The 25,068-nt window shown below is 36.9% G+C and carries 23 protein-coding genes; 18 read left to right on the plus strand and 5 right to left on the minus strand.

Annotated elements, in window-relative coordinates; translation table 11 throughout:
* Positions 1-84: 84 nt before the first annotated feature.
* Genes AC3WOM_RS04225 through AC3WOM_RS04235 form a run of 3 tightly spaced genes read left to right on the plus strand, consistent with a single transcriptional unit; the run spans position 85 to position 1,390 of the window.
* Entirely contained in the window at positions 85-549 is a 465-nt protein-coding gene (locus AC3WOM_RS04225) for a hypothetical protein (RefSeq protein ID WP_427537694.1), read from the plus strand.
* A gap of 22 nt (positions 550-571) precedes the next feature.
* Positions 572-763, plus strand: a complete 192-nt coding sequence (locus tag AC3WOM_RS04230; RefSeq protein WP_427537697.1) for a hypothetical protein — start codon at positions 572-574, stop codon at positions 761-763.
* 18 nt (positions 764-781) lie between these two features.
* Positions 782-1,390, plus strand: a complete 609-nt coding sequence (locus AC3WOM_RS04235) for an alpha/beta hydrolase (protein WP_492445152.1) — start codon at positions 782-784, stop codon at positions 1,388-1,390.
* Positions 1,391-1,437: 47 nt separating this feature from the next.
* Here AC3WOM_RS04235 and AC3WOM_RS04240 read toward each other — a convergent pair whose 3' ends face one another.
* The 3 genes from AC3WOM_RS04240 to AC3WOM_RS04250 all read right to left on the minus strand — a co-directional run bounded on the left by AC3WOM_RS04240 (position 1,438) and on the right by AC3WOM_RS04250 (position 5,316).
* Entirely contained in the window at positions 1,438-3,549 is a 2,112-nt protein-coding gene (locus AC3WOM_RS04240) for an MMPL family transporter (RefSeq protein WP_427537703.1), read from the minus strand.
* A gap of 109 nt (positions 3,550-3,658) precedes the next feature.
* On the minus strand, positions 3,659-4,675 hold the full coding sequence (locus tag AC3WOM_RS04245) for an inorganic phosphate transporter (RefSeq protein WP_427537706.1): 1,017 nt from the start codon (positions 4,673-4,675) through the stop codon (positions 3,659-3,661).
* 20 nt (positions 4,676-4,695) lie between these two features.
* Entirely contained in the window at positions 4,696-5,316 is a 621-nt protein-coding gene (locus AC3WOM_RS04250; protein WP_283869854.1) for a DUF47 domain-containing protein, read from the minus strand.
* 376 nt (positions 5,317-5,692) lie between these two features.
* Between AC3WOM_RS04250 and AC3WOM_RS04255 the strand changes: the two genes are divergently transcribed.
* Both AC3WOM_RS04255 and AC3WOM_RS04260 read left to right on the plus strand, forming a co-directional pair.
* Entirely contained in the window at positions 5,693-6,379 is a 687-nt protein-coding gene (locus AC3WOM_RS04255) for an ABC transporter ATP-binding protein (protein WP_427537710.1), read from the plus strand.
* A gap of 1 nt (position 6,380) precedes the next feature.
* The gene (locus tag AC3WOM_RS04260; protein WP_427537712.1) at positions 6,381-7,700 is read left to right on the plus strand and encodes an ABC transporter permease; all 1,320 of its coding nucleotides are present in this window, start codon (positions 6,381-6,383) and stop codon (positions 7,698-7,700) included.
* Positions 7,701-7,757: 57 nt separating this feature from the next.
* On the opposite strand, the gene AC3WOM_RS04265 is transcribed toward AC3WOM_RS04260, so the two are convergent.
* The gene (locus AC3WOM_RS04265) at positions 7,758-8,918 is read right to left on the minus strand and encodes a class I SAM-dependent methyltransferase (RefSeq protein WP_427537715.1); all 1,161 of its coding nucleotides are present in this window, start codon (positions 8,916-8,918) and stop codon (positions 7,758-7,760) included.
* Between the two features lie 157 nt (positions 8,919-9,075).
* Here AC3WOM_RS04265 and putP point away from each other — a divergent pair, with 157 nt between their 5' ends.
* The 12 genes from putP to AC3WOM_RS04325 all read left to right on the plus strand — a co-directional run bounded on the left by putP (position 9,076) and on the right by AC3WOM_RS04325 (position 22,982).
* Positions 9,076-10,560: a sodium/proline symporter PutP gene (gene putP, locus AC3WOM_RS04270; protein WP_427537718.1), complete on the plus strand. Its 1,485-nt coding sequence runs from the start codon at positions 9,076-9,078 to the stop codon at positions 10,558-10,560.
* A gap of 411 nt (positions 10,561-10,971) precedes the next feature.
* Positions 10,972-12,258, plus strand: coding sequence for a GTPase HflX (gene hflX / locus AC3WOM_RS04275; protein ID WP_427537721.1), 1,287 nt, complete (start codon positions 10,972-10,974; stop codon positions 12,256-12,258).
* A gap of 370 nt (positions 12,259-12,628) precedes the next feature.
* Positions 12,629-14,116, plus strand: coding sequence for a peptide MFS transporter (locus AC3WOM_RS04280; RefSeq protein WP_427537724.1), 1,488 nt, complete (start codon positions 12,629-12,631; stop codon positions 14,114-14,116).
* 287 nt (positions 14,117-14,403) lie between these two features.
* Positions 14,404-15,549: a M20 peptidase aminoacylase family protein gene (locus AC3WOM_RS04285; RefSeq protein WP_492445156.1), complete on the plus strand. Its 1,146-nt coding sequence runs from the start codon at positions 14,404-14,406 to the stop codon at positions 15,547-15,549.
* Positions 15,549-16,373, plus strand: a complete 825-nt coding sequence (locus AC3WOM_RS04290; RefSeq protein WP_492445158.1) for a GNAT family N-acetyltransferase — start codon at positions 15,549-15,551, stop codon at positions 16,371-16,373. The genes AC3WOM_RS04285 and AC3WOM_RS04290 overlap by 1 nt, the downstream gene beginning before the upstream one ends.
* Before the next feature lie 22 nt (positions 16,374-16,395).
* Entirely contained in the window at positions 16,396-17,505 is a 1,110-nt protein-coding gene (menC, locus tag AC3WOM_RS04295; RefSeq protein WP_492445160.1) for an o-succinylbenzoate synthase, read from the plus strand.
* 95 nt (positions 17,506-17,600) lie between these two features.
* Complete coding sequence (locus AC3WOM_RS04300; RefSeq protein WP_492445162.1) at positions 17,601-18,653, plus strand: YkvI family membrane protein; 1,053 nt, start codon at positions 17,601-17,603, stop codon at positions 18,651-18,653.
* A 287-nt stretch (positions 18,654-18,940) separates the two neighbouring features.
* Entirely contained in the window at positions 18,941-19,891 is a 951-nt protein-coding gene (locus tag AC3WOM_RS04305; protein ID WP_492445164.1) for an ABC transporter permease, read from the plus strand.
* Complete coding sequence (locus AC3WOM_RS04310; protein ID WP_492445166.1) at positions 19,884-20,837, plus strand: iron chelate uptake ABC transporter family permease subunit; 954 nt, start codon at positions 19,884-19,886, stop codon at positions 20,835-20,837. Before AC3WOM_RS04305 ends, AC3WOM_RS04310 begins: the two co-directional genes overlap by 8 nt.
* Positions 20,834-21,595 (plus strand): iron ABC transporter ATP-binding protein, encoded by a 762-nt coding sequence (locus AC3WOM_RS04315; protein WP_427537744.1) that lies wholly within the window; start codon positions 20,834-20,836, stop codon positions 21,593-21,595. The genes AC3WOM_RS04310 and AC3WOM_RS04315 overlap by 4 nt, the downstream gene beginning before the upstream one ends.
* A 63-nt stretch (positions 21,596-21,658) precedes the next feature.
* Positions 21,659-22,666 carry a siderophore ABC transporter substrate-binding protein gene (locus tag AC3WOM_RS04320; protein WP_492445168.1) on the plus strand — a complete coding sequence of 336 codons (1,008 nt, stop codon included), beginning with the start codon at positions 21,659-21,661 and terminating at the stop codon, positions 22,664-22,666.
* Between the two features lies 1 nt (position 22,667).
* On the plus strand, positions 22,668-22,982 hold the full coding sequence (locus AC3WOM_RS04325) for an antibiotic biosynthesis monooxygenase family protein (RefSeq protein WP_492445169.1): 315 nt from the start codon (positions 22,668-22,670) through the stop codon (positions 22,980-22,982).
* A 156-nt stretch (positions 22,983-23,138) separates the two neighbouring features.
* On the opposite strand, the gene AC3WOM_RS04330 is transcribed toward AC3WOM_RS04325, so the two are convergent.
* Positions 23,139-23,795: a hypothetical protein gene (locus AC3WOM_RS04330; RefSeq protein WP_492445171.1), complete on the minus strand. Its 657-nt coding sequence runs from the start codon at positions 23,793-23,795 to the stop codon at positions 23,139-23,141.
* Between the two features lie 369 nt (positions 23,796-24,164).
* Between AC3WOM_RS04330 and AC3WOM_RS04335 the strand changes: the two genes are divergently transcribed.
* Entirely contained in the window at positions 24,165-25,067 is a 903-nt protein-coding gene (locus AC3WOM_RS04335) for a polyprenyl synthetase family protein (protein ID WP_492445173.1), read from the plus strand.
* Position 25,068: the final 1 nt, after the last annotated feature.

A 25,068-nucleotide genomic window follows, 5' to 3' on the forward strand; every position in this document is an offset into this window, starting at 1 on the left:
TAGTGCTTGTCCTATTTTACTTCGTTATAACAGAAAAAATAAGTTATACTGTAGGGAGATTGTATAGAAAAGGAGCATTTTTATATGCTAACATTTGAACAAAAACAAATAATCATCGAATCATTTTCTGGGCTTACAAAGAAAGAGGTTTCCTTAAAGCGCTTAAATTATCATTTTATGGACAGCCTTTATGAAAAGACCATTGTTGTAGAAAAGCTTCATCCAAATGGCAACGGCTTTGTCTTTGTTGGAGATTTATTGCGTTATGAGGCAGAGGCGAATGATAAAGGTTTAGTGAATATTCGTGATTATGATGAGCAACAACTTCGTGAAATTATTGAAGATGCTATTCAATATTTATCAGAGGAAGAAGACGAACAAGAGCCGATTGTTGAGATATGGCAAAGCAGAGACAATGTACAATTAAAGCTGGCCTTTGAGCAACGCTCTTGGAATGTCTATCATGGAGAAAATTTAGAGGAAGCTTTTGGTACGTATGATGCTGCGAAAGAATATTTACTAGAAGAAGGCTTTCGTACAAAGAAATAAGTAGTTCGGGGGAACATGGTCGATGAATGGGAAAAAATTAGTGGGAATCGTTATTGTAGTTGTTATAGCGGCATGTTTATTTTCAGTTTTCACGATTACTAAATTTTATAAAGACCACGAGGAACAGCCAAATAGTGAAAATCGTGAAATAAATAAGTCAAAGAGCTTGAATTTAATTTTACCACAGGCTACAATTATCTCGAATTCAAGATAATTGAGAGGTGGACTGTTTATGCAGCACGTTTTTTATAAAGGAACAGATGAAACAAAGCCTGTATTGTTGTTATTACATGGTACAGGTGGGAATGAAGAAAGCCTAATTGGTCTTGCAAAGGAAATTGATGAAACTGCAAGCATTTTAAGCGTTCGCGGGAATGTGTTAGAGAATGGCATGCCTCGCTTCTTTCGTCGTTTAGCGGAGGGTGTTTTTGATATAGAGGATTTAATCTTCCGTACAAAGGAATTATATGACTTTTTATCAGAGGCAGCACAGCAGCATGAATTTGATCGCAGCCGAGTTGTAGCTATTGGCTATTCAAATGGTGCAAATATTGCAGCAAGCCTATTATTCCATTATGAGGATGCTTTAGCAGGTGCTATTTTACATCATCCGATGGTACCAAGACGAGGTATAGAACTACCGAAGCTTTCATCTATTCCTGTCTTTATCAGTGCTGGTACGAATGATCCGATGTGTACTGCGCAGGAATCAGAGGATTTAGAGACACTTTTAACTTCAGCGGGTGCAAATGTGATGACTAAATGGTTTAATTTTGGCCACCAGCTAACTATGCCTGAGGTAGTAGCAGCAAAAGAATGGTATAACAATATTTATGCATAATAGGAAAAATCCGCAGCCTTTAAAAGGAAGCGGATTTTTTATAACTATTATTTATTTTTTCTAGCAAAGGGTAGCCACCAGTTCCAATCACCAAACAGCTTCATAAGGCTAGGTACGAGCATGAGACGGATAATGGTTGCATCGATAGCAACGGCAATGGCTATACCTACACCAATTTGCTTAACAGGCATCACATCCGTGAAGGCAAAGGCACCTGTAATAACAATCATAATAAGGGCAGCTGATGTAATAATACGGCTGGTAGAAGTAAGTCCATCAATTGTGGCGCGTGTATTATCTGCCCCTTTTAAATATTCCTCTTGGATACGTGAAATTAAAAAAACTTCATAGTCCATACTTAAGCCGAACACAAGACAGAAAACAATAACTGGAATAATCAGGACAATTGAACCAGCATCGATACCAAAATGTCCATATTGGAAAATATAGACGAGAATTCCGAAGGCAGAAGAAAGACCAATAATATTCATAATAATTGCCTTTAATGGAATTAACACGGATCGGAAAGCGAGCATTAAAATAAAGAATGTCGAAATGAGAATAATAGATATAGCCAATACAATTTTATTGGCAATTTCATCAAAGATTTCTTGATTGAACTTTGCCTGCCCTCCGAGTGCAAAATCGACACCTAGATTCTTATCTTTCCAAGCTCTAGCGAATTTTTGGGCAGTAGATGAAGAACCGGCTGCATCTAATGTAATTGGGATAAATAACTGAGTTTCTTTAGTAAACGTACTTAGAACGGGCTGTAATTGTTCTGCTACCTGTGGAATTTCTAAGGAAGCATTTAGCTCCTCAGGTGTTTTAATTTTAGCAGCTGTATAAATGGTTGACACATTTGTCACTAATGGATCAGCAAGTAGTTTTTCCTGAATAGTATATATAAGCTCTCTTGCCTCATTATCCTCCCAGCCTTCCTTTCGTTCAGCAAGCAAGTATAATGTTGAGGTTTCGCCAAGCCCAAATGTATCATCTAATTTATCATAGGCAGTACGTGCATCATATTTAGTCGGTAATGAGTCCACCTGAGGTATTTTAAGTTGGATATCCTTCAATGGAATCATGCCAATGCCTAATAGTAGTAGTGCGACAATAACAATCGTGACTGGATATTTCATAACAAAGCCTGCAAAGCCACGCCAGCGATTTGCTCCACCAGGCTTAACGCGTATTAAACGCCATTTATTTAGACGATCTCCTAATAGCATCATCGTAGCAGGTAGTAGCGTAAGGCCAGAAAGCACTGCCAGTAATACCACAATAGTGCCACCTAATGCAATATTATGGAATATTTCAACGCCAATGACTATCATTGCGCCCAAACCAATCATCACACAAACGGCAGAAAAAATAATAGATCTTCCAGCGGTTTGTATAGCGATTTGTATGGCCTCAGGGATAGATGTATGGGCACGTTCTTCACGATAACGGTTAATAAACAATAGGGCAAAGTCAATACTTAATGCTAGTCCAAGCATCGGTACAATATTTAATACAAAGATTGATAAATTAACATTACCGCTAAGCAATGTCATAACGCCAAACGCAGTTACAACTGTAACAACCCCAATAATAATTGGTAGTACAGAGGCTACAACAGTTCCAAATGCGAGTAATAGGACTATAATGGCAATCGGCAAGCCTATTGCTTCTGCTGATGCTAAATCCTTTTGACTTGCTGTATTAATATCTGCCGAAATAACAGGTCCACCTGTTACAGTCACGCCATCTTTTTCAATTAAAGAACGAATATCCTTCACAATATCAGTTAGATTATCAACATCATTTTTTAGATGAATCATAGCATAGGCAATGCCATTCTTTTGTAAAGAGGCATCATCGAGCGGTGACTGAATGGAGTGGATTTCCTTAATGTTATCTAACTTTTTCAAAGTATCTTGAATTTCTTTATCCTTAGCTGGATCAAAAACAACCAAAATAGTCTCTGAAGGTAAATCAAAATTTTTGGCTAGCTCTTTTGTGACATAGGTATGATCTCCTTCCACAAAAAAACCATCTCCTTGCAACTTACTTGGAAGTTGTATGGCAAACACAGCCATAGCAATAAAAATTACTAGCCAAATAGCTACGATAGCTTTAGCATGTGCTGTTATAAAAGCTGATAAAGTTTTCATAGTCGTGTAGCATCCCCCTTTTCAAATAGTGTAAAGGATGTGTCACAATTTGTCGTGTGACAATGTTAAGACTCCTGCCCACTAATTGAACAGGAGTCTTAGATGTATTTTAAAAGAATAATGATAATAAGAAGTAAATAACAGCAGCCATTACTGCAGAAATTGGCATTGTAATAATCCAAGTAGTGACTATTTTACGAGCCATTCCCCAGTTTACACCACGTACACGTTGTGCAGAACCTACACCCATAATTGAAGAAGAAATAACGTGTGTTGTTGATACTGGCAGATGGATTAAAGTCGCACCGAAAATTACAGAGGCAGAAGCTAAGTCTGCAGCTACTCCGTTTACAGGGCGGATTTTCATAATTTTACCGCCGACTGTTTTAATAATTTTATAACCGCCTATAGAGGTACCAAGACCCATTGCAGTTGCTGCGGCAGCACGTATCCAAAAAGGAATTTCATCTCCTGTATGCAAGCCCCCAGCGATTAACGCCATGGTCATAATCCCCATTGCTTTTTGGGCGTCGTTTGTACCGTGCGTAAATGATTGAATAGCTGCTGTGAAAATTTGCATTGTACGGAATCCTTTATTTGTACGATATAAATTTAAATTTTTAAATAATAATTTAAATAGTGTCATCATCAGAAAACCGGCACAGATAGCAAGGAGCGGTGAAATCACTAACGCCATAATGATTTTAGTAAAGCCGCCATAGTTTAAAACACTGAAACCAGCAGATGCCACAGCAGCTCCTGCAATGGAACCGATCAATGTGTGTGATGAACTAGAAGGAATCCCGAAATACCATGTTAGTAAATTCCAAATAATTGCCGAAATTAATGCGGCTAAAATAACAATTGAGCCTGTTGTGTCTCCTTGAAAGGCATTTAAAGAGAATGGATCTACAATGTCTTTTGTAAGGGCCTTTGCCACACCAACAAAAGTAATAGCTCCGATAAAATTCATCGTCGCTGCCATTAATATGGCTGCTCGTGGTGGCAATGCTCTAGTGGAAACCGAAGTTGCGATAGCATTTGCTGTATCATGGAAGCCATTGATAAAGTCAAATGTTAGGGCAAAGATGACGACCAGTACGGTTAGTATAATGATTGTGTTCATTGTAAGTGCCCATCTCCTAATTACGCGTTACGCATGATAATTGTTTCCATTGTGTTGGCAACATTTTGGCAATAATCTGCGATATCTTCTAATTGTTCGTATATATCTTTAAATTTAATAATTCGAATTGGATCTTTTTCATTTAAAAATAATTGCTTAATGGATGAACGTTGTACCTCATCACACTCACGCTCGTAATCTTTAATTAGAATTGCGTGTGGACGCATACCAATCAGATTCTTTTTCTTTAACTCTTCTGTTGCTTTAACAATTTCATCAGCACTTTTTGAGATGTAGCCTAAGAAGATGCGCATTGATTCATCGACTTCTGTTAGGGAGAACATTTCAAAATGAGCGATACAATGCTCCGTACCATCTAATACATCATCCATACGAATCGCAAATTCTAAGATGTCTTCACGCTCGATAGGTGTCATAAATGATTTATTTAGCATTACGATTAGATCGTGAATGAGCTTATCGCCAGCCGTTTCGTAATTTTTCATAGTAATGCTAATCTCTTTCAGGTCAGCTACACTGTTGATACGAAAATCATTTGCGTAATGTACGGCCTCTCTCATATTTTCAGCAATTTTATGCAAGGCAATAAAGAAAGGGTCTTGTTTTTTTGAGTTAAGCATGCAAATCGAATCCTCCTGGATATAAATAAATTAATCGATCTCTAAACTTTACTATCATAACAAAATCTTTAATTTATCTACATAAAATTCATACATTCTACATAAAACTTTACATTCTTGTAATATACAAATTGTTCACAAAATATCATGTGGAAGCTTGAAATAGTATTAAAAGAGCTTTAAATAGGGGATTTGCAAAGAGTGAAATAGCCAAAAAGTTCTCAGTCATTCAATATAAATTGTAAAGATAATGTAAAGAATTACTTTTTATTAAGTGTGCCCTTTTTCTTAAGAATATCTTCATTTTTATCCTTTAACTTTTTTAAGAATTCTTTTCTACAATAGAGAAAGAATGAGAAAGGGGCGTTAAAGGAAAATGATTCAAGTCGAGAACTTACAACATACATTTTTAATAGGGAAAAAAGGGAAGGAAAAACAAATTCCCGTATTGAAAGGAGTTAACTTTGAGGTAAAGCAAGGAGAGATTGTTGCGATTGTCGGCAAAAGTGGCTCTGGAAAATCAACTTTATTACAAGTTTTAGCAGGTTTCATGAAATCTGAGCAAGGATCCATCAAAATCAATGGAAAAGAAACGGCTCATCTTACAGAAACAGAAAGTGCAGCTTTTCGTTTGGAACAATTCGGCTTTATTTTCCAAAACTTTCAACTCATGCCTGGTTTATCAGCATCTGAAAATATTGAGCTTCCATTAAAATTACAGGGTGTTGGGAAAGCTGTGCGAAAAGAAAAGGTCAAAAAAATAATGGACAAGGTTGGCCTATCAGAGGTATCAGACCATTATCCAAATGAATTGTCTGGTGGACAGCAACAGCGTGTTAGTATTGCTAGAGCCTTGATAACTAATCCACCTATACTGTTGGCAGATGAACCCACAGGGAGTCTTGATTCAGAAACTGAACAAGATATTTTGCTACTTATTCAAAGCTTAAATCGTGAGCTTGGTTTAACATTTGTCATCATTACTCACGATGAAGAAGTAGCAACCATTGCGCATCGACGTTTCCGTATGTATGATGGGGAACTTGTTAAGGAGGAAGCATAATATGTTATTTAAAGATCAACTCGATTTTGTTACACAACATATCAAGAAAAATAAGCTACGTGTCTTTATGACAGTGTTAGCAGCAACAATGGGCTGTGCATTTTTAATTGTCCTTGCATCTGTTGGATTTGGTCTACAGGATTCATTACGCAATGAAATACTATCAAATGAAAAAGTAACGAAAATTCAAGTGTTCGGTAATGAGCAGTTTACGGACGAACAAATACAGGAAATAAAAGGAATTGAGCACGTAGAAACCGTACTTGAAACAATTACAGTGAATGCATCTGCACATTCATTTTTTGATGGAAGGGATACAAGCTCTAATCTCTATGTTGCGAATATGCAGGATTTTGAGCAAGTAAATGGCAAGCTTGCAGAAGGGAAGTATCCATCTAAGCCAAATGAAATCATAGTCGGCTATCATTTTGCTCAAACCTTATTAAATGATGCTGAGCGCAAAATTATTGAAGAAAAAAATAAAAAGGCCGATGCAGAAGGCACATATTACGATGGTAAAAAAGAAGGGTATAAGGAATCTTTAATTGGCAAAGAAATCGAACTGTCATTAGCTCCTAACATTAGTGCAGCTAAAGAGACAGAGAAAATGAACTATACAATTGTGGGTGTGATGAAGGAACCTACCTATGATTGGATGATTAATAACGTTGTTTATATGGATATAAAACAAAAGCCAGCTTTAACCTCTAATTTTGCTTCAGCAACGGATGTTAAAGAGGATGAAATGTTTTATTCAGAATTTAATATTTTCGCTGATACGTTAGAAAATGTGAAGCCTATATTAGATAAGCTTAAAGATAAAGGTTATAGCGTGTATTCCATTACTGAACAATTAGATCAAATGAATGTATTTTTCCTTGTGCTAAAAATAGGTCTTATATTTGTTGGCACAATTGCTGTGTTAATTGCATCAATCGGTATTTTCAATACAATGACAATGGCAGTAACAGAGCGTACTCGTGAAATTGGTGTGTTAAAGGCTATTGGCGCAAGTCCTAAGCTTATTCAACGATTATTTTTAATGGAAAGTACGTTCATTGGTATCCTCGGTACTGTTATCGCAGTAATAATATCATATGCTATTAGCTTCGTAGCTAATGCCGCATTACCATTAATTTTACAGGCTGCAACAGGTGAAGAAGGTTTTAGAAATAACGATATTACATTTTCCTTGATCCCTTGGCAGCTTGTTGTTATTGCAGCAGCTATCAGTATTGGAGTGGCTATGATTTCAGGCTATCGTCCAGCCCGTAAAGCTACTAAAATCGATGTAATCCAAGCGTTACGACAAGAACTATAATAGAGAAGGCGATCCAAATGTTTTGGGCCGCCTTTTTCCCTTACAAATACAAAAAACTTACAGATATGTTTCTAACTCCTTTGCTAAGAATGGCTGGGCATTTAGCGAGGTTAAAAAATTATCGTAACGGGTACGCTGCTCAGAGCTCGGTTTTTTACCTGTGTGATAAGCACGGATAAGAATGTTTTTTGGTGTATTTTCCATGTCGATAAACTCCAGCAATTGTGCCTCATAGCCAACAAGAGATAAAATTTCAGCTCGAATAGCATCGGTAGCAAGTGCGGCAAATCGTTCACGTACAAGCCCGTGCTGAAGCATGATGTCAAGTGCTGGTGTATTTAATTGGCGATTTAACTCATGCTGACAGCAAGGAACGCTTAAGATAACCCTTGCTCCCCATTTCACAGCACGTGCTAATGCCATATCTGTAGCAACATCACATGCGTGTAATGTCACTACCATATCTACATTTGACTCACTATTATAATCGTTAATATCCCCTACTAAAAACTCAAGCTGCTCGTAACCTAAATCAGTTGCGATTTTGGAGCATTCTTCAATTACTTCTTTTTTTAAATCTAAGCCTGTAACACGAATATCTAAACCCTTTTCAACTTTTAAATAATGGTAAAGCGCAAAGGTTAGATAGGACTTTCCTGAGCCAAAATCTAAGATACGAACCTGACGATCCTTTGGTAAATAAGCAAGGGCATCATCAATAAATTCAATGAAGCGATTAATTTGTTTAAATTTATCATATTTTTGTTTTTTAACTTTTCCTTCTTCTGTTTGCACACCAAGACGAATTAAAAATGGATATGGTTGATCCTCTTTAAGAAGATAGTTTTTTTGGCGATTATGCGCTAAATTAATTTGCTTGGGGGCGACTGCTTTATCGGATTTCCATAGTACTTTATTCTTTTTGGATAGTTGGATTTGTACTTTTTCGTCTATAAAATCAATATGCGCTTGACGGTAATCATCAAAAAATAATGCAAGCCTTTCTGGAAAATCTTCTAGAAGGACATTTTCATGTTTTAAAATTCGTTCAAATTGGTATTCAATTTGTATATGATAAACATCCTTAAGCAAAATAGGCTTTAGCTTGATGCGCTTAACTTCATTTGATTTCATTCGTGGTTGACTAATGGTCGCGGTAACAAGTTGCTGTTGTAAAATTCTCTCTGTCAGTTGAGTTTTCATTTCTTCAAATATCATACTTTTTCGCCTTCTTTATTCTGTAATAGATGGCACTAGTTTAACACAGTTTATATAGAGCGATGATACTTTAATGATTATACAAAATATAGGTATAAAAGTATATTTATGGTATATTTAAGCGGAATAGTTGAAAAAGCGACAAGGAGGAGAAAATATGTCAGCTAACATGTATCAATTACTGGCGATTGTTATTTACATGGTCGCGATGCTAGGAATTGGCTGGTATGCATTTGTTAAAACATCTAATTTAACAGATTATATGCTTGGTGGTCGATCACTTGGCCCGGCTGTAACAGCCCTTAGTGCGGGAGCGGCGGATATGTCTGGCTGGCTCTTAATGGGTTTGCCAGGAGCCATATATTTATCAGGCTTGGTGGAAGCTTGGATTGCGGTTGGGTTAACCATAGGAGCCTATTTGAACTGGTTAGTTGTTGCACCACGACTGCGTGTTTATACACAGGTAACGAATGACTCCATCACCATTCCAAGCTATTTGGATAATCGTTTACGTGACAATACAAAGTTGATAAGAATTGCATCTGGTATTATTATTTTAATCTTTTTTACATTTTATGTATCATCGGGAATGGTAGCAGGAGGCAAATTTTTTGATAGTTCATTCGGCTATGACTATCATACGGGGTTATTAATTGTGTCAGCAGTTGTTGTGGCGTATACACTATTCGGTGGTTTTTTAGCGGTTAGTTATACCGATTTTTTACAAGGACTTATAATGTTTTTTGCACTTGTAACTGTACCATTATTTGGTTTGTTTTTAACGGGTGGTATAGGGGATACGATAGCCTCTATTAAGGCAGTTAATCCTGAGCACTTAAATATATTGCCAGCTACTGCAACAGCAGCAGGAATTATATCTTCCATCGCATGGGGATTAGGCTATTTTGGACAGCCACATATTATTGTTCGTTTTATGGCAATCAGCTCAGTGAAGGAGACGAAGCAGGCTCGACGTATTGGTATTGGCTGGATGATGCTTAGTCTATTTGGTGCAATTGGGACAGCATTGGTTGGTGTAGCCTATTTTGAACAAAATGCAAGTGAGTTAAAGGATGCTGAAACGGTATTTATTGTGCTTGGTCAAATTTTATTCCATCCCTTTATTGCAGGGATTATGCTAGCAGCCATATTAGCTGCGGTAATGAGTACAATTTCATCGCAATTAATTGTTACTTCTTCAGCACTTGTAGAAGATATTTATAAAGCATTATTTAATAAAACAGCAGACGATAAGCATTATGTATTCGTTGGGCGTATCGCTGTATTAGTTGTAGCCATTATAGCAGCCATTTTAGCCTGGAATCCAGACAGATCTATATTAGACTTAGTTGGCTTCGCATGGGCCGGCTTTGGTGCCGCATTTGGTCCAATCATACTATTGTCATTATATTGGAGAAAGCTCACAAATATAGGGGCACTCAGTGGGATGATAACAGGAGCTGTAACAGCCTTTATTTGGGGTAAGATTAAAGTTTTAGCTGATGCACTGTATGAGATTGTACCAGGCTTCGTTGTTTGTTTAATCGTTGCTGTAATTGTCAGTATTGTGACATATAGACCGAATAAAGAAATAGAAGAAGAATTTGAACGTACGGAAAAATTGTTAAAGGAAGAGAAATAAATAAAATGCGCCTTTTACAGGAGGGCGCATTTTCATGTTGTTGGAACACTATTATGTCAATGACATCAAGGTGACAAATAAAAAAAGTATAGCCCTTTTTCGAAACGAGGGGCTGATCTCCGTTCCGACTGAGTGCTTTCCTGCGAGTGTCAGATGAGCCGCTTCACTCACGTTGAGACAGACGAGACCCTGCACGGAGCGTCAGCGCAGGAAGCGGCTCGTCACTCGCGAGTAGACTGGAACGGAAATCACCTTCATTTGACTTAGTAGTGTTCACAAAGAGTCCCTTAACCATTTAGTTTTTCAACACTATGAAAAATCAACTTTTAAACGGCACGATTTAGGGCATTATATGGTAAGATGAAGAAAATTTGTCGTAAGAAACACCAAGTATTGGTGGGAGGATTGTGGATGAATAGAATCAAGGATGTCGATATATTGTTAGAAAAGGCCATATTAGTTGGCGTCAATTTACGAAATGATGAGCATTTTGATTATTCGGTGGAGGAGCTAAAAAATTTAGCAGAAGCTTTAAATGTGGAGGTAGTAGGGGTTGTTACTCAAAATTTAGAGCGTATTACGCCATCTCATTATGTGGGTACAGGCAAAATTCAAGAAATAAAAAACTTTTATGATGAAGCAAAGGCCAATCTAATCATTTTCAATGATGAATTGTCTCCTTCACAAATTCGTAATTTAGAGCGTGATTTGGAGACAAAGGTCATAGATCGGACGATGTTGATTTTAGATATTTTTGGACGTCGAGCTAAAACACGAGAATCACAGCTACAAGTAGAGTTAGCGCAGTTACAATATATGCTGCCTCGATTAGTTGGCTTGCACGCCTCTTTGAGCCGTCAAGGAGGAGGCACAGGTGGCGGCTTTAAAAACCGTGGAGCTGGGGAAACAAAGCTAGAGCTGGACCGTCGAAAAATCGAGGATCAAATTGCCAAAATTAAGAAAGAGCTAGAGCAAGTAAAGGAACAACGAGAAACACAGCGTAAACAACGACGCAAAAATGCCGTCCCTGTCGTTTCTATTGTTGGCTATACGAATGCTGGTAAGTCCACTATTATGAATCAACTGCTTGCTAAAATCGGGCAGGAAGATCATAAACAAGTGTTTGAAAAGGATATGCTATTTGCCACACTCGAAACATCTGTCCGCCAAATAGAACTACCTGATAAAAAGAGTTTTTTATTAACGGATACAGTTGGATTTGTTAGTAAATTACCACATCATTTAGTAAAGGCATTCCGTTCTACGCTAGAGGAAGCTCGTGATGCGGATTTGTTACTGCATGTTGTAGATGTGTCAAATGCTGAGCATGGTTTTATGATGGATGTAACGAATGAAACACTTAAAGCAGTAGGTGTTGAAGGAATACCAACTATTTATGTTTACAATAAAGCTGATTTGGCAAACGTTCCATACCCTGTTGTAAGTGGAGATAATATTTGGATCTCTGCAAAGCAGGGAGTAGGTTTGGAAGAATTACTACAATTGATACGTCAACATATATTTGCTAACTATGTGACGTGTAAAATGCTCATACCCTATGAACAAGGAACTATTGTGTCCTATTTAAATGAGCATGCTTCTGTTTATGACACAGAATATGAAGAAAATGGCACACTGCTCACTCTCGAAGTCAAGGAAGCTGATTATACGAAATATGAGGGATATGTAATTTCCTGATTTAAAAGCATGCTAGATGAATTTCTAGCATGCTTTTTTTTCATGGCGCGTTTGAAAGCCTTTGTGGATAATCCTAGCGTATATGTTAATACTATAAATAATCTGACTATAAAGTATTTTAGAATAATTTAATGTTCATTAGTGATTACATTGTGGTGAAAGAGTGAGAAAACTTAGATATATCAAAGGATTTGATATTATTATATAAAATTAAGTCATAATTTATAGAAAAATGATAAAATTTCAACATTTTTTATAACTCTTGATAAAGTTTTTAAAACACTTTAGTATGTTGAAACAAAGTTTTTTATCCATGAGAATGGGTAATAATATTTTTATTGAATAATGAAATTGGGAGAGGGTAATTGTTATGTCTACTAAAGATGAAATTGTAAAATCCGTCCCTCAAAATGGCTTTGTTGGACATCCTAAAGGGCTCTTTACATTATTTTTTACAGAATTTTGGGAACGATTCTCCTACTATGGTATGCGAGCGATTCTGATTTTCTTTATGTATTATGAATTGAATCAAGGCGGACTTGGTTTAGATCGTGGAACAGCAAACTCTATTATGGCGATTTATGGGTCACTCGTGTATATGTCAGGAATCATTGGAGGCTGGATTGCCGATCGATTGTTAGGTACACGTAAAACGATCTTTTATGGTGGCGTGTTAATCATGATCGGTCATTTACTGCTAGCTTTACCTGGTGGTATAGGCATGTTATTTACTTCAATGGCCTTTATTGTTATGGGGACAGGTTTATTAAAGCCAAACGTTTCAAGTATCGTTGGTGATATTTATGCTGAAACAGATAGCCGTCGTGATGCAGGGTTTTCAATTTTCTATATGGGTATTAATATGGGGGCATTCATTGCACCATTTATTGTCGGAACAATTGGACAAAAATTTAGTTTCCACCTGGGCTTCGGATTTGCAGGGTTAGGTATGCTAATTGGTTTAATTGTTTACAAATTAACAGAGAAAAAATATTTAGGATTAGCAGGCTTACAAGTCAATAATCCTTTAAAGCCAGAAGAGCGTAAAAAAGTCTTTACACAATTCGGTATAGCTACATTAGTTATTATCATTTTAGGTGCAATCGGTATTAAAACGGGCGTACTGACAATGAATGTATTCAGTTTAATCATTACAGCTTTAGGGATTATTATTCCAACGCTGTTCTTTATCTTTATGTATCGTAGTAAAAAAACTACACAGGATGAGAAATCTCGTCTACTTGCCTATATTCCGCTGTTTTTATCTGCTGTTATGTTTTGGGCAATTCAGGAACAAGGTGCTACTATTTTAGCAACGTATGCAGATTCACGTACACAGTTGAATATTGGTGGTTTTCACATTCAATCTTCATGGTTCCAGTCATTAAACCCATTATTCGTTATTACAATGGCTCCGTTATTTGCGATGCTATGGCTTAAATGGGGAGATAAACAACCAACTACACCTCGAAAATTTGCCTATTCGTTATTCTTTGCAGGACTATCATTCCTAGTAATGATGATTCCGGCATATTTATCAGGCGGAGAAGCATTAGTAAGTCCATGGTGGTTAGTCTTATCATTCTTTTTAGTCGTTGTCGGAGAGCTTTTGTTATCGCCAGTAGGGTTGTCAGCTACGACAAAATTAGCACCAAAGGCTTTTGCTGCACAAACGATGTCTCTATGGTTTTTAACTAGTGCTGCAGCGCAAGCAATTAATGCGCAACTTGTTAGAGTATATGAAGTTGTAAGCGAATTCACATATTTCGGCTTCTTAGGTTCTTTATCAATTTTTATCGGGATTATTTTATTAGTACTTTCGCCAATCATTTCAAAAGCTATGCGAGGTATTAACTAAATTAAAGGATGTAAGTACAGTTTATCGATGGCTGTACTTACATCTTTTTTTGATTTTAAAAGCGATGGATAGAATTAATGAAATGATTGATAGGGGAGCTGAAGTGAAGGATAGAATTAACAAAGTGGGGGATAGAAGATATAAAATGCTTGATAGGAAGAGCTGTTGCAACAATTAGAGCTTTAGCTGTCGTTTTATTTGCTAAATATGGGTATAAGCTTCTATGAAAAGATTTTATTTTAGTTATAATAATCTTACTAGTATGAAAATTAAAGGAGCTGGTTGCTGTGAAGGAAGCATTGGATCGTTTGAGGCCAAGATTAATGGAGATTTTCACGTATTTACATGCAAACCCAGAAGTAAGCTGGCATGAGGTTGAAACTACCAATTATATTTTTGATTTATTAACAAATGAAGGATTTTCACCTATACGCTTTAAAAACAGTACAGGGCTTTATGTTGACGTAGGAAAAGGCAGTCCTAAGGTGGGCTTGCGTACAGACATAGATGCATTATGGCAGGAGTTAGATGGTGTATTTCGAGCAAATCACTCCTGTGGGCATGATGGACATATGACGATGGCTATTGGTGCTTTATTGCTTTTGAAAGAGCAGGCCCAGTCATTTAAGGGTACTATTCGTGTAATATTTCAGCCCGCTGAAGAAAAAGGGACAGGCGCCTTATCTGTTCTAAAGGAGGGAGTTATTGATGATTTAGACTTTTTATTCGGTGTCCATGTAAGACCAGTGCATGAACTTGAAGATGGTACATATTGTGCTGCATTGTATCATGGTGCTTCACGATTAATGGAGGGAGAAATTATTGGTGAAGATGCACATGCAGCAAGACCACATCTTGGTGTAAATGCCATTGAGGTAGGAGCAACGATTATTGAAGATTTGAGAACGATTCATACAGATCCAATGGTTCCTGTATCCATCAAGATGACTAAATTCCATGCAGGGGGAGATTCTGGCAATATTATTCCGGGAAATGCGTCCTTCACGATCGATATTCGCGCACAGCAAAATGATGTCATGGATGCACTTGCTCAAGGTGTAAAGCGAGTGATTGATTCCTCTAAAATCTTGCATAAAGTACAAATTGAATTAAGAACGGTTGCGAATATAGTCGCGGCTGAGGTAGACACTACTGCTCAATACATTATGGAACAGGCGATCGTCAAAGCGACCGGATTGTCGAATTTAAGAAAACCAGTTCGTACACCGGGGGGAGAGGATTTTCATCACTATGCAGTGCAACGACCCCATATAAAAACAAGTATGTTAGGTTTAGGCTGTGGATTAACACCAGGGCTACACCATCCAAAGATGAGATTTAAACAGGCGAGACTTGTAACGGGAGTTGAAATCCTGACAAGAGCTGTATTGTTAGCTTTGGAGTCGGGGAATACAAAGGAGGCATCAGCATAATGTTAGAAAGAGTGCGAATTCAAAAAATAATGACACCTACTGAGGTTGCAGAAGTGCAGAGTTTAAATGCGGAGATTTGGGGAACTCAGGCTATCCCCTCACATCAATTATTGGCAGTTGTACAAAATGGTGGACTAGTACTAGGAGCTTATTTAGAGGAAAAGCTTATTGGCTTTAACTATTGTTTTGTAGGTTATCGAGAAGGGATAATGTATTTGCACTCACACATGATTGGAGTGGAAAAAACATATCGTGAACAAGGTGTAGGAGAATTATTAAAGCACGCACAACAGGAATATGCCAAGGATCATGGGTTTAAGCTAGTGCGTTGGCTATTTGAACCATTGGAAGCACGCATGGCTAATTTGTCGTTTTTGAAGCTGAATGCTTTTAGTTATCAGTATGAAAATGATTATTATGGTGCGCTCCAAGATGATTTTAACGAGGGGCTGCCATCAGATCGAATTGTTGTAGAATGGTGGATTGAACGTGATCGAGTAGAGGATAGTCTGGATGAGCTGGAAGAGGGGGCTGAAGAAATTGTACCGTGGTCATTGACGGTGGATGGCTTACCTGTGCTAGATATCGATGGTAAATTCCAGCGAGAGCAATCCTTTTTAAAAGATGCCTATTTATTACCTATCCCTCAATATTTACAAAAGATGAAAGTGGAAAGTCCTAAGCTTGCAGAGGACTGGCGTTATAAAGTTCGAACAATCTTAACAACATTATTTGAACAAGATTATGCCATTGTAAGAATGAAAAAAAACAAGGAATATGTGCATAGCTATCTATTAGTAAGACGCTCCTTATTAGCTTTATAATAAGGTTAAGGAGTGAATAATTGTGAAACTAGAAGAAATTATCGTTAGACATATAAAAATGCCGATGAAAGCACCTTTTACAACAAGCTTTGGCACCATTGACGAAAAAGAATTACTACTGATAGAAGCAAAAGATCAATTAGGCACGATAGGATGGGGAGAAGCAGTTGCCTTTGTAGTACCTTGGTATACGGAGGAAACATTAAAAACAACATGGCATATGCTGGATGACTTTTTGATACCTATTTTGTTACATAAGGAGATTGAGCACCCAGATGAGGTAAGAACTTTATTTTCCTCGATCCGACGTAATTGCATGGCAAAGGCATCAATTGAAGGTGCTGTATGGGATATTTATGCACAGCAAACAAATCAATCGTTGGCTAGAGCCTTAGGTGGCGAGAAGGAACGAATAGAGGTAGGCGTTAGTGTGGGCATTCAGCCTTCAAAGGAAATATTACTGAATGTCATCCAAAACCATCTTGAGAAGGGTTATAAACGAGTGAAAGTGAAAATTAAGCCGGGTCATGACATTGAAGTGGTACGTGCTATTCGTTCTGAGATGCCTGATTTAGCCTTGATGGTAGATGCTAATTCAGCTTATACATTAAACGATTTAGATGTATTGAAGCAACTTGATGCATATAATCTGTTAATGATTGAGCAGCCGTTAGCTGTAGATGATATTGTGGATCATGCAAAGCTGCAAGGTAAGTTAACAACACCTATTTGCTTAGACGAAAGCATTACTTGCTATGAGGATGCACGAAAAGCAATAGAGCTTGGTAGTTGTGGTGTTATAAATATCAAAATCGGACGAGTTGGCGGATTGACCGAAGCCAAGAGAATCCATGATTTATGTAAAGACAATAATATTCCAGTTTGGTGTGGTGGCATGCTAGAAGCAGGAATCGGACGAGCTCATAATATAGCATTAACATCGCTTAGCAACTTCATATTGCCTGGAGATACTGCAGGCTCTAGTCATTATTGGTATGAGGATATCATTTGTCCTGAAGTATTTGTGGAAGATGGCTATATAAATGTGCCGCAGACTATAGGAATAGGATATATACCTAATATGAAAGTAATTGAGAAGCTAACACTTAGCAAGAAGATTTACAAAAAATAATGTGGGGCGATTCATCTTCTAAATCCCATAGTCTTTTTGATGGTATGCATCTCTTGAATTAGTGACTTTAACATCATAAACGAGGAGAGGACTGTTTGAAGAAAAGCTTGCAAATCGGTGGTGCCTATGTCGGGATTATCGTTGGTGCAGGATTTGCATCAGGGCAGGAGATTGTACTATATTTTACGAGCTATGGCTTTAAAGGAATTTACGGTGCATTTATTGCTACTTTTGGGTTTGCTTTAGTAGGCATGTGCATTGCTCAGATTAGCTCAAGATACCGTACAACATCACATAAGGATTTGATTTATCAAATATCTGGACAATCTATGGGTTTTGTGATGGATTATTTACTGTCGCTCTTCTTATTTGGTGTAGCGGTTATCATGTTTGCCGGAGCAGGTGCCACATTACAGCAAATGTTTGGGCTGCCTGTTTGGCTGGGAAGCATTTGCATGATTGTTCTGACGATAGCAACAGTCATGATGAATGTGAAAAGCATCATCAATATCATTGCAATTGCTACACCTTATCTGCTCATCATTGTATCCATAATAGCAGTCTATTCATTAGCCACTATGGATTTTACCTTTGTAGAACAAGCTGTTATCGCTCAGCAGGTACAAATAAGTACTAAAAGCTGGTGGATGACAGCTTTACTCTATATGTCTTTTAATATCGGTGTTTGTTTTTCACTGTTAACAGTTATGTGTGGTGCTATTCGTAATGAAAAGGTTGCGGGTATGGGAGGTATTATTGGAGGGATTTTACTAGGAGCTTTAATATTGCTAATTAATCTTTCTCTGCTTGCCAAAATGAATGTCATAGTAGGAATTGACATACCGATGCTAGCATTGGCAAATGAAATTCACCCATTCGTTGGTCTTCTAATGTCCTTCTCTCTATTAGGAATGATTTATAATACTGCAGTAGGAATGTTCTATTCCTTCATGGTACGTTTTTTTAAACCTAACATGCCAAGTTTTAAGGTAGCAAGCATCATTATTGGGATCTTGGGCTTTTTTGCAAGCCTTGCTGGATTTACGACACTTGTGGCAAAGCTATATGCTGTAATGGGATATGTTGGTTTTATATTAGTGATTTTTATTATTTTTGCATGGCTCAGAAGAAATCAACGTATAGCTTAATTAAAAAGGTGATTGAGGGAAGATAAGTATTTTATTCTCAATTACCTTTTTACTTTGTATAAGAAATTTGAAGAATAATTGAAAGTTTCTAATTTGTGAAATAGTAGAAGGCGTTGCTATTTTGTTATTTATGCTCGCTTTTAAAGGATTCTCATAAAAACGAGAACAATTCTCATTTATAGGTTGACTGAGAATGAAAACACACTTATAATGAGAATCGTGAGTAATGATAATCATTTTCACTAGAGAATGGATTACGAGCTAAAATGAATCTACCGGGGATTACAATGAAAATAAGATATCTTTTAACAGCAACTGTAGTGTTGTCAATTGTGTCACTGTTTATCGGGGTAGTGAATATTAAACCGAGTGATCTATTAGACTTCCAATCAGAAGAAACTAGACTATTTTTAATTAGTCGTGTACCAAGACTTGTAGCCATTTTACTGGCAGGTGCAGGTATGAGTATTGCTGGTTTAATTATGCAAAGCTTAAGTAGGAATAAGTTTGTGTCACCCACAACAGCAGGTACTTTAGATGCCACAAAGCTGGGTGTGCTGATTTCGATGATGTTTTTTACGAATGTCACGTACTTTCAAAAAATTTCCTTCGCTTTCCTATTTGCTTTAGCCGGCACACTACTATTTATGCAAATATTAAATCGAATAAAATTTAAAGATGCAATCTTTATACCGCTTATTGGCTTGATGTTTGGGAATATCCTTTCGTCTATTACGACATTCTTTGCGTATAAGGCAGATATTATCCAAAACATTTCTGCATGGTTACAAGGAGATTTCTCATTAATGATGAAAGGTCGTTATGAACTTTTATACATAAGTGTACCCGTGCTGATTTTAGCTTACATTTATGCAAACCGTTTCACAGTGGCTGGTATGGGTGAGGACTTTGCTAAAAACCTTGGTCTCTCCTACAAGTTCGTAGTGAATTTTGGTTTAGTGCTAGTAGCCCTTATTTCAACAACTGTGGTGCTTACCGTTGGTGTGATTCCTTTCCTTGGTTTAATCATTCCAAATATCATTTCGCTGTTCAAGGGGGATAATCTTGCTAAAACATTACCGCATACAGCTATGCTAGGGATGTCGTTCTTATTATTATGCGACATTTTAGGGCGTGTGCTAATTTTCCCTTATGAAATTCCAATTAGTATGACAGTTGGTGTCATCGGAAGTGCGATCTTCCTAATTATGTTGTTTAGGGGGAAAGCATATGCGTAACCATACAAAGATGTTGATTTTAATTGGTCTTGCAGTAGCCTCTATCTTACTGTATGTATTTTATGAACTAAATGGAAACTATCATTATGCGTTCCCTCGCCGCCTTATTAAGGTTGTAGCGATGTCATTAACAGGAATAGCTATTGCATATTCTACAGTAGTTTTTCAAACCATTACACATAACCGTATTTTAACGCCAAGTGTAATGGGACTCGATGCGTTATATATGATGGTTCAAACAATCATCTACTATTTCTTTGGTTCAATGTCAATATTTGTGATTAGCGCTCAATACAATTTTTTACTTGCTGTTTCAGCAATGGTTGTCTTTGCGTTAATTTTCTATCGTGTATTGTTCAAAGAGGGAAAGCGTCCAATTTACTTCTTGCTGCTTGTTGGTATGATAGTAGGAACGTTTTTAGGCAGCGTTACAACGTTCTTCCAAGTATTAATTGATCCGAATGAATTTTTAAGCTTACAAAGTAAAATGTTTGCAAGCTTCAATAATGTGAATTCGGATTTAGTGTGGCTTGCAGCTATTGCAATTGTCCTTGCCTTTATCTATGGCTGGCGTTATATGAGCCAATTAGACGTGATGTCCCTTGGTCGTGATACAGCTATTAACTTGGGAGTGCCATACGATAAGCTTGTACAGCGTATGCTTATACTGTCCTCGGTATTAATTGCAGTATCTACTGCTCTTGTTGGACCCATTACATTCTTTGGTTTAATCGTAGCGAATTTATCGTATCAATTTTTCAAAACGTACAAGCACTCTGTGTTAATAGCGGGTTCTTGTGTGATGAGTATTGTTGCTTTAGTCGGTGGTCAGTGGATGGTCGAACGTATTTTCAACTTTGATACAACACTTAGCGTTATTATAAACTTTGTAGGTGGCGTGTACTTCATCTACTTATTATTGAAGGAAAGTAGGTCAGCAGGATGATCCAAGTAAAGGAACTCTCCAAGTTTTTTGGTAAAAAACCGGTCATTCAAGATGTCAGTGTCGACGTTGCACCAGGGAAGATTACATCATTTATTGGACCGAATGGTGCAGGTAAATCAACATTACTTTCAATGGTAAGCCGTTTACTAAATGCAGATACTGGAGAAGTATTACTCGATAAATCAGATGTACGTCGTTGGAAATCAGATGACTTTGCGAAACGTGTTTCTATTTTGAAGCAATCAAACTATATGAATGTACGTCTAACCATTCGTGAGCTTGTATCATTTGGTCGTTTCCCTTATTCAAAAGGAAATTTAAAGCCAGAGGATGAGCAAAAGGTAGATGAAGCTATTCAATATATGAATTTAGATGATATGCAGCACAATTATTTAGATGAATTATCAGGTGGTCAACGTCAGCGTGCATTTATTGCTATGGTTATTGCTCAGGATACAGACTATATATTACTTGACGAACCACTTAACAATTTAGATATGAAGCACTCTGTGCAAATCATGAAAATTTTACGAAAGCTAGTGGATGAGCTAGGTAAAACGGTTGTTATTGTATTGCATGATATTAACTTTGCATCTGTATATTCCGATCATATCGTAGCTTTAAAAAATGGACGTGTTGTGAAAGATGGACCAACAAACGACATCATCAACTCAGACGCTTTGAAGGAGATCTATGATATGGATATCCCTGTTCAAGAACAGAATGGCTGTCGTATATGCGTGTATTTTAACTCTTAGTAGTAATAGATGGTTCAACCATCATTAAACTATAAATTATAATTTTAAAGGAGCAATTTTACAATGAAAAATTGGAAATTACTTACTGTATTAATGGCGATGATGCTATTAGTATTAGCTGCTTGTAGTTCTAAGGAAGAAGATAAAGAAGAAGATAAAGGTACGACAACTGATAAACCAGCGGAAGAACAAAAAGGAGAAGCTTCAGCTTACCCAATCACAATTCCAGGTAGCACAAGTGGAGAAAGTACATTTGAAGAAGTAACACTTAAAGAACAACCAAAAAACGTTGTAGTATTTGACTACGGTTTCCTTGATACTTTAGATGCTTTAGGAGTAGAAGTTGCAGGTCTTCCTCAACAATCAGTTCCTGGCTATCTAAGCAAATATACTGATACAACTTACGTAAACGTTGGTTCTTTAAAAGAGCCTGATTTCGAAGCGATTTCTTCAATGGCTCCTGATATTATTTTCATTTCTGGTCGTCAAGCTTCAGCTTATGAGGAACTTTCTAAAATCGCACCTACAGTATTTGTTGGTGTAGATAACGCTAATTTTGTAGAATCATTCAAAACGAATACTGAATTAGCTGGTAAAATTTTTGGTAAAGAAAAAGAAGCTGCTGATGCATTTGCTGCATACCAAGCTAAAGTAGAAGAAGTAAAAGCAAAAACTGCTGCATCAGAAGAGAAAGCTTTAATCGTTTTAGGTTCTGAAGGGTCATTATCTGCATATGGTGTTGGCTCACGCTTTGGTGTGATTCATGATGTATTTGGTGTAAAAGCTGCTGATGAAAACATTAAAGTTGATACTCATGGTGACAATGTAAGCTTTGAATATATTCGTGATACAAACCCAGATATTTTATTTGTAGTTGACCGTGACGCTGCAGTTAACCCAGAAGGTGAGTCAGGTACAAAAGCTGCAATTGAAAACGAAATCGTTAGTGCTACTAACGCTGCGAAAAACAGCAAAATCTTCTACCTTGATCCACAAGTATGGTATTTATCAGGTGGCGGATTAACTTCTGAAACACAAAAAGTAGAAGATGTTTTAAAGGCGTTTAATTAATATGTTTGTACAAATTAAACGTATCATAGTGACGGAAGGGAATTCGGATAAGATTGTGGAACGTTTTGGCGTTAAACCAGACGGTCCATCATTGCTTGAGCGACAACCTGGCTTTGTTGATAAGCAAGTACTTGTTAAAAAAGTGCGCCGTGGTGATGAGGAAGTGCTAATCATGGTTCGTTGGGAATCAGAGGAAGCATGGAAAAATTGGGAGAAGAGTCCCGAGCATATTGCAGGTCACAAGGCAAGTGCAGGAAAGCCGAAGCCTGAATACGTTATTGAAAGCGGGCAAGAAGTTTACTATGTAAAAGGTTAATATTTAAAGGTGTCTTCAAAGTAATTTGAGGCACCTTTTTTAATGTAAAAGAGGGGAAGAAAGGGAAGGCAACAAGATTCCTTCCCATAGACTGATAAGAGATCGAGGAATTTGCGGATTTTTGATGAATCGTACAATCTAGCATTTAGAAATAAATTAATGTTTTATTGATGCTCTATTCCATGTATTAAAGGCTTTAGTAATATTAAAAGAAATACCACTATCATTAATGGAAACGCCAGCTAAATTGGCAGTAGAGTGATAGTTAGTCCAATTCGTTTCCTTCACTGTTGATAAATCCCCTGAAGAGGAGATGTCGATTGCTACATCGGTATTACTATGATAGATGGAGGAGCCAATTAAATTCTCCGCCTTGCCAATAATTGAAGTATTGGAGTCGTCACTAGTCATAGATGCACCTCTTGCATTAATAACGGTGCAATATGCAGTTGTATATAGAATTGGTGCATTAATATTCAGCCCAGAAGTAAATGGAATGACTAAAGGTGAAACGGACGAGCCTTCTTCAAAAACTCTTATAATTCCGTAGGGTTCGATAAACATGTCCAACCTCTGTTGAAAAGTATCTTCAAATCCAGGTATCTCACTAATGAAATTTGATAATGTAGTATTATTTTTATATTCTGCCAAGGTTTCCAGGTAAGCTTGTTGCTCGGCTTTAATGATAATCTGTTCAATACTGCGTTGTTCATGTGAAGGTTTTTTGATAATAATTTCTTCTTCTGAGACAGAAATTGCGCAAGAAAAAGTAGCCGTAAGGATTAAAACATTTTCATTTACTCCATTTTTCATTTCAATCACTCCCAGTTTCGGAGAATCTTCAATAGACTTAAATTCTTCCTTTATTTAAATATTGATTACTTAAAATTACATACCATATGCCCAAATGTTTAATCGTAGCTTAATTTAAGCGTAACATCAGTAAGGACGCCATTTCAATGGTGAGTTTACGCCAAAAAATGGCGGTCAATCATACAACACCGCCACTTTTTTACTAATTCTTAACAAAAAAATGGCGTGGTCTCTACGAATACCGCCATTTTTTGGCGGTATTTACATCAAAATAGGGTGGAAAATATTTCATAAAAATTAAACTATGTAGTATTATTTCCCATTTAAATGTATAATATTTAGTAATATAATTAAAGGAGGAAGGGACTATTGAAGGGGTTGGATGAACATATTAATGAATCATTGGACATTCTTTTGGAAAATGAGACTTTGATGGGCTATGATTTAAAATCGATGCTAAAAAGCTTTAAAGAAGAAAAAAGAACGGAAGGCTATTCATTTGGCAGACTCTGTGTTTTGCATTATGAGGCATTTACAGATTGTTTCGATGAGGACATATATAAAGTAGCCGCAGCTATTGAGCTTCTAATTTTGTCCTTTGATATTATAGATGACTTGCAAGATAAGGATTCAGATAATAGTTGGAGTAAAACACCTGAGTTATCATTAAATGTTGCATTAGCTATGTTAGTTATGACTTCTAAAATAATACGTGAAACCTCTTTTGAACACAAAAATAAGGCTAATCAAATCCTTGAAGAGTACGCATTAGGGAGTATTAATGGACAACAGCTTGACTTGCTCAATAGTTGTAGAGATGAGCAGTCATATATACAAATGATTGAACAAAAATCAGGCTCATTAACAGCACTGAGCTGCTTAATAGGGGAAGTGCTAGCGAAAGGCGAAATCACTTCTCAGGTGAAGGAATATAGTAAATACATAGGCATAATTCAACAAATCAAAAATGATATTCAAGGTTTAAAAACTTGGGGTCCAAAAAATGATCTGCTAAATAAAAGATACTCACTGCCTATTATTTATCTTTTATCACAAAAAAATGATGTTTCAAAATCTGTAAAAAACTATTATAATGATGATATAGTTGCAGTTTTGGATAATAATGCTACAGAAAACGAGTTGACAAATGGCGGTGCAATACGTTATGCCATTACCATTAAAAATGTCTATAAGTTTAAAGCATTGAGTTATCTTGAAAATGTAGCTATAAACGAACTAGGTAAAGATTACCTAAAAAAACTAATGAAATGAG

Source organism: Lysinibacillus sp. FW301-JW8 (genome assembly GCF_058788755.1).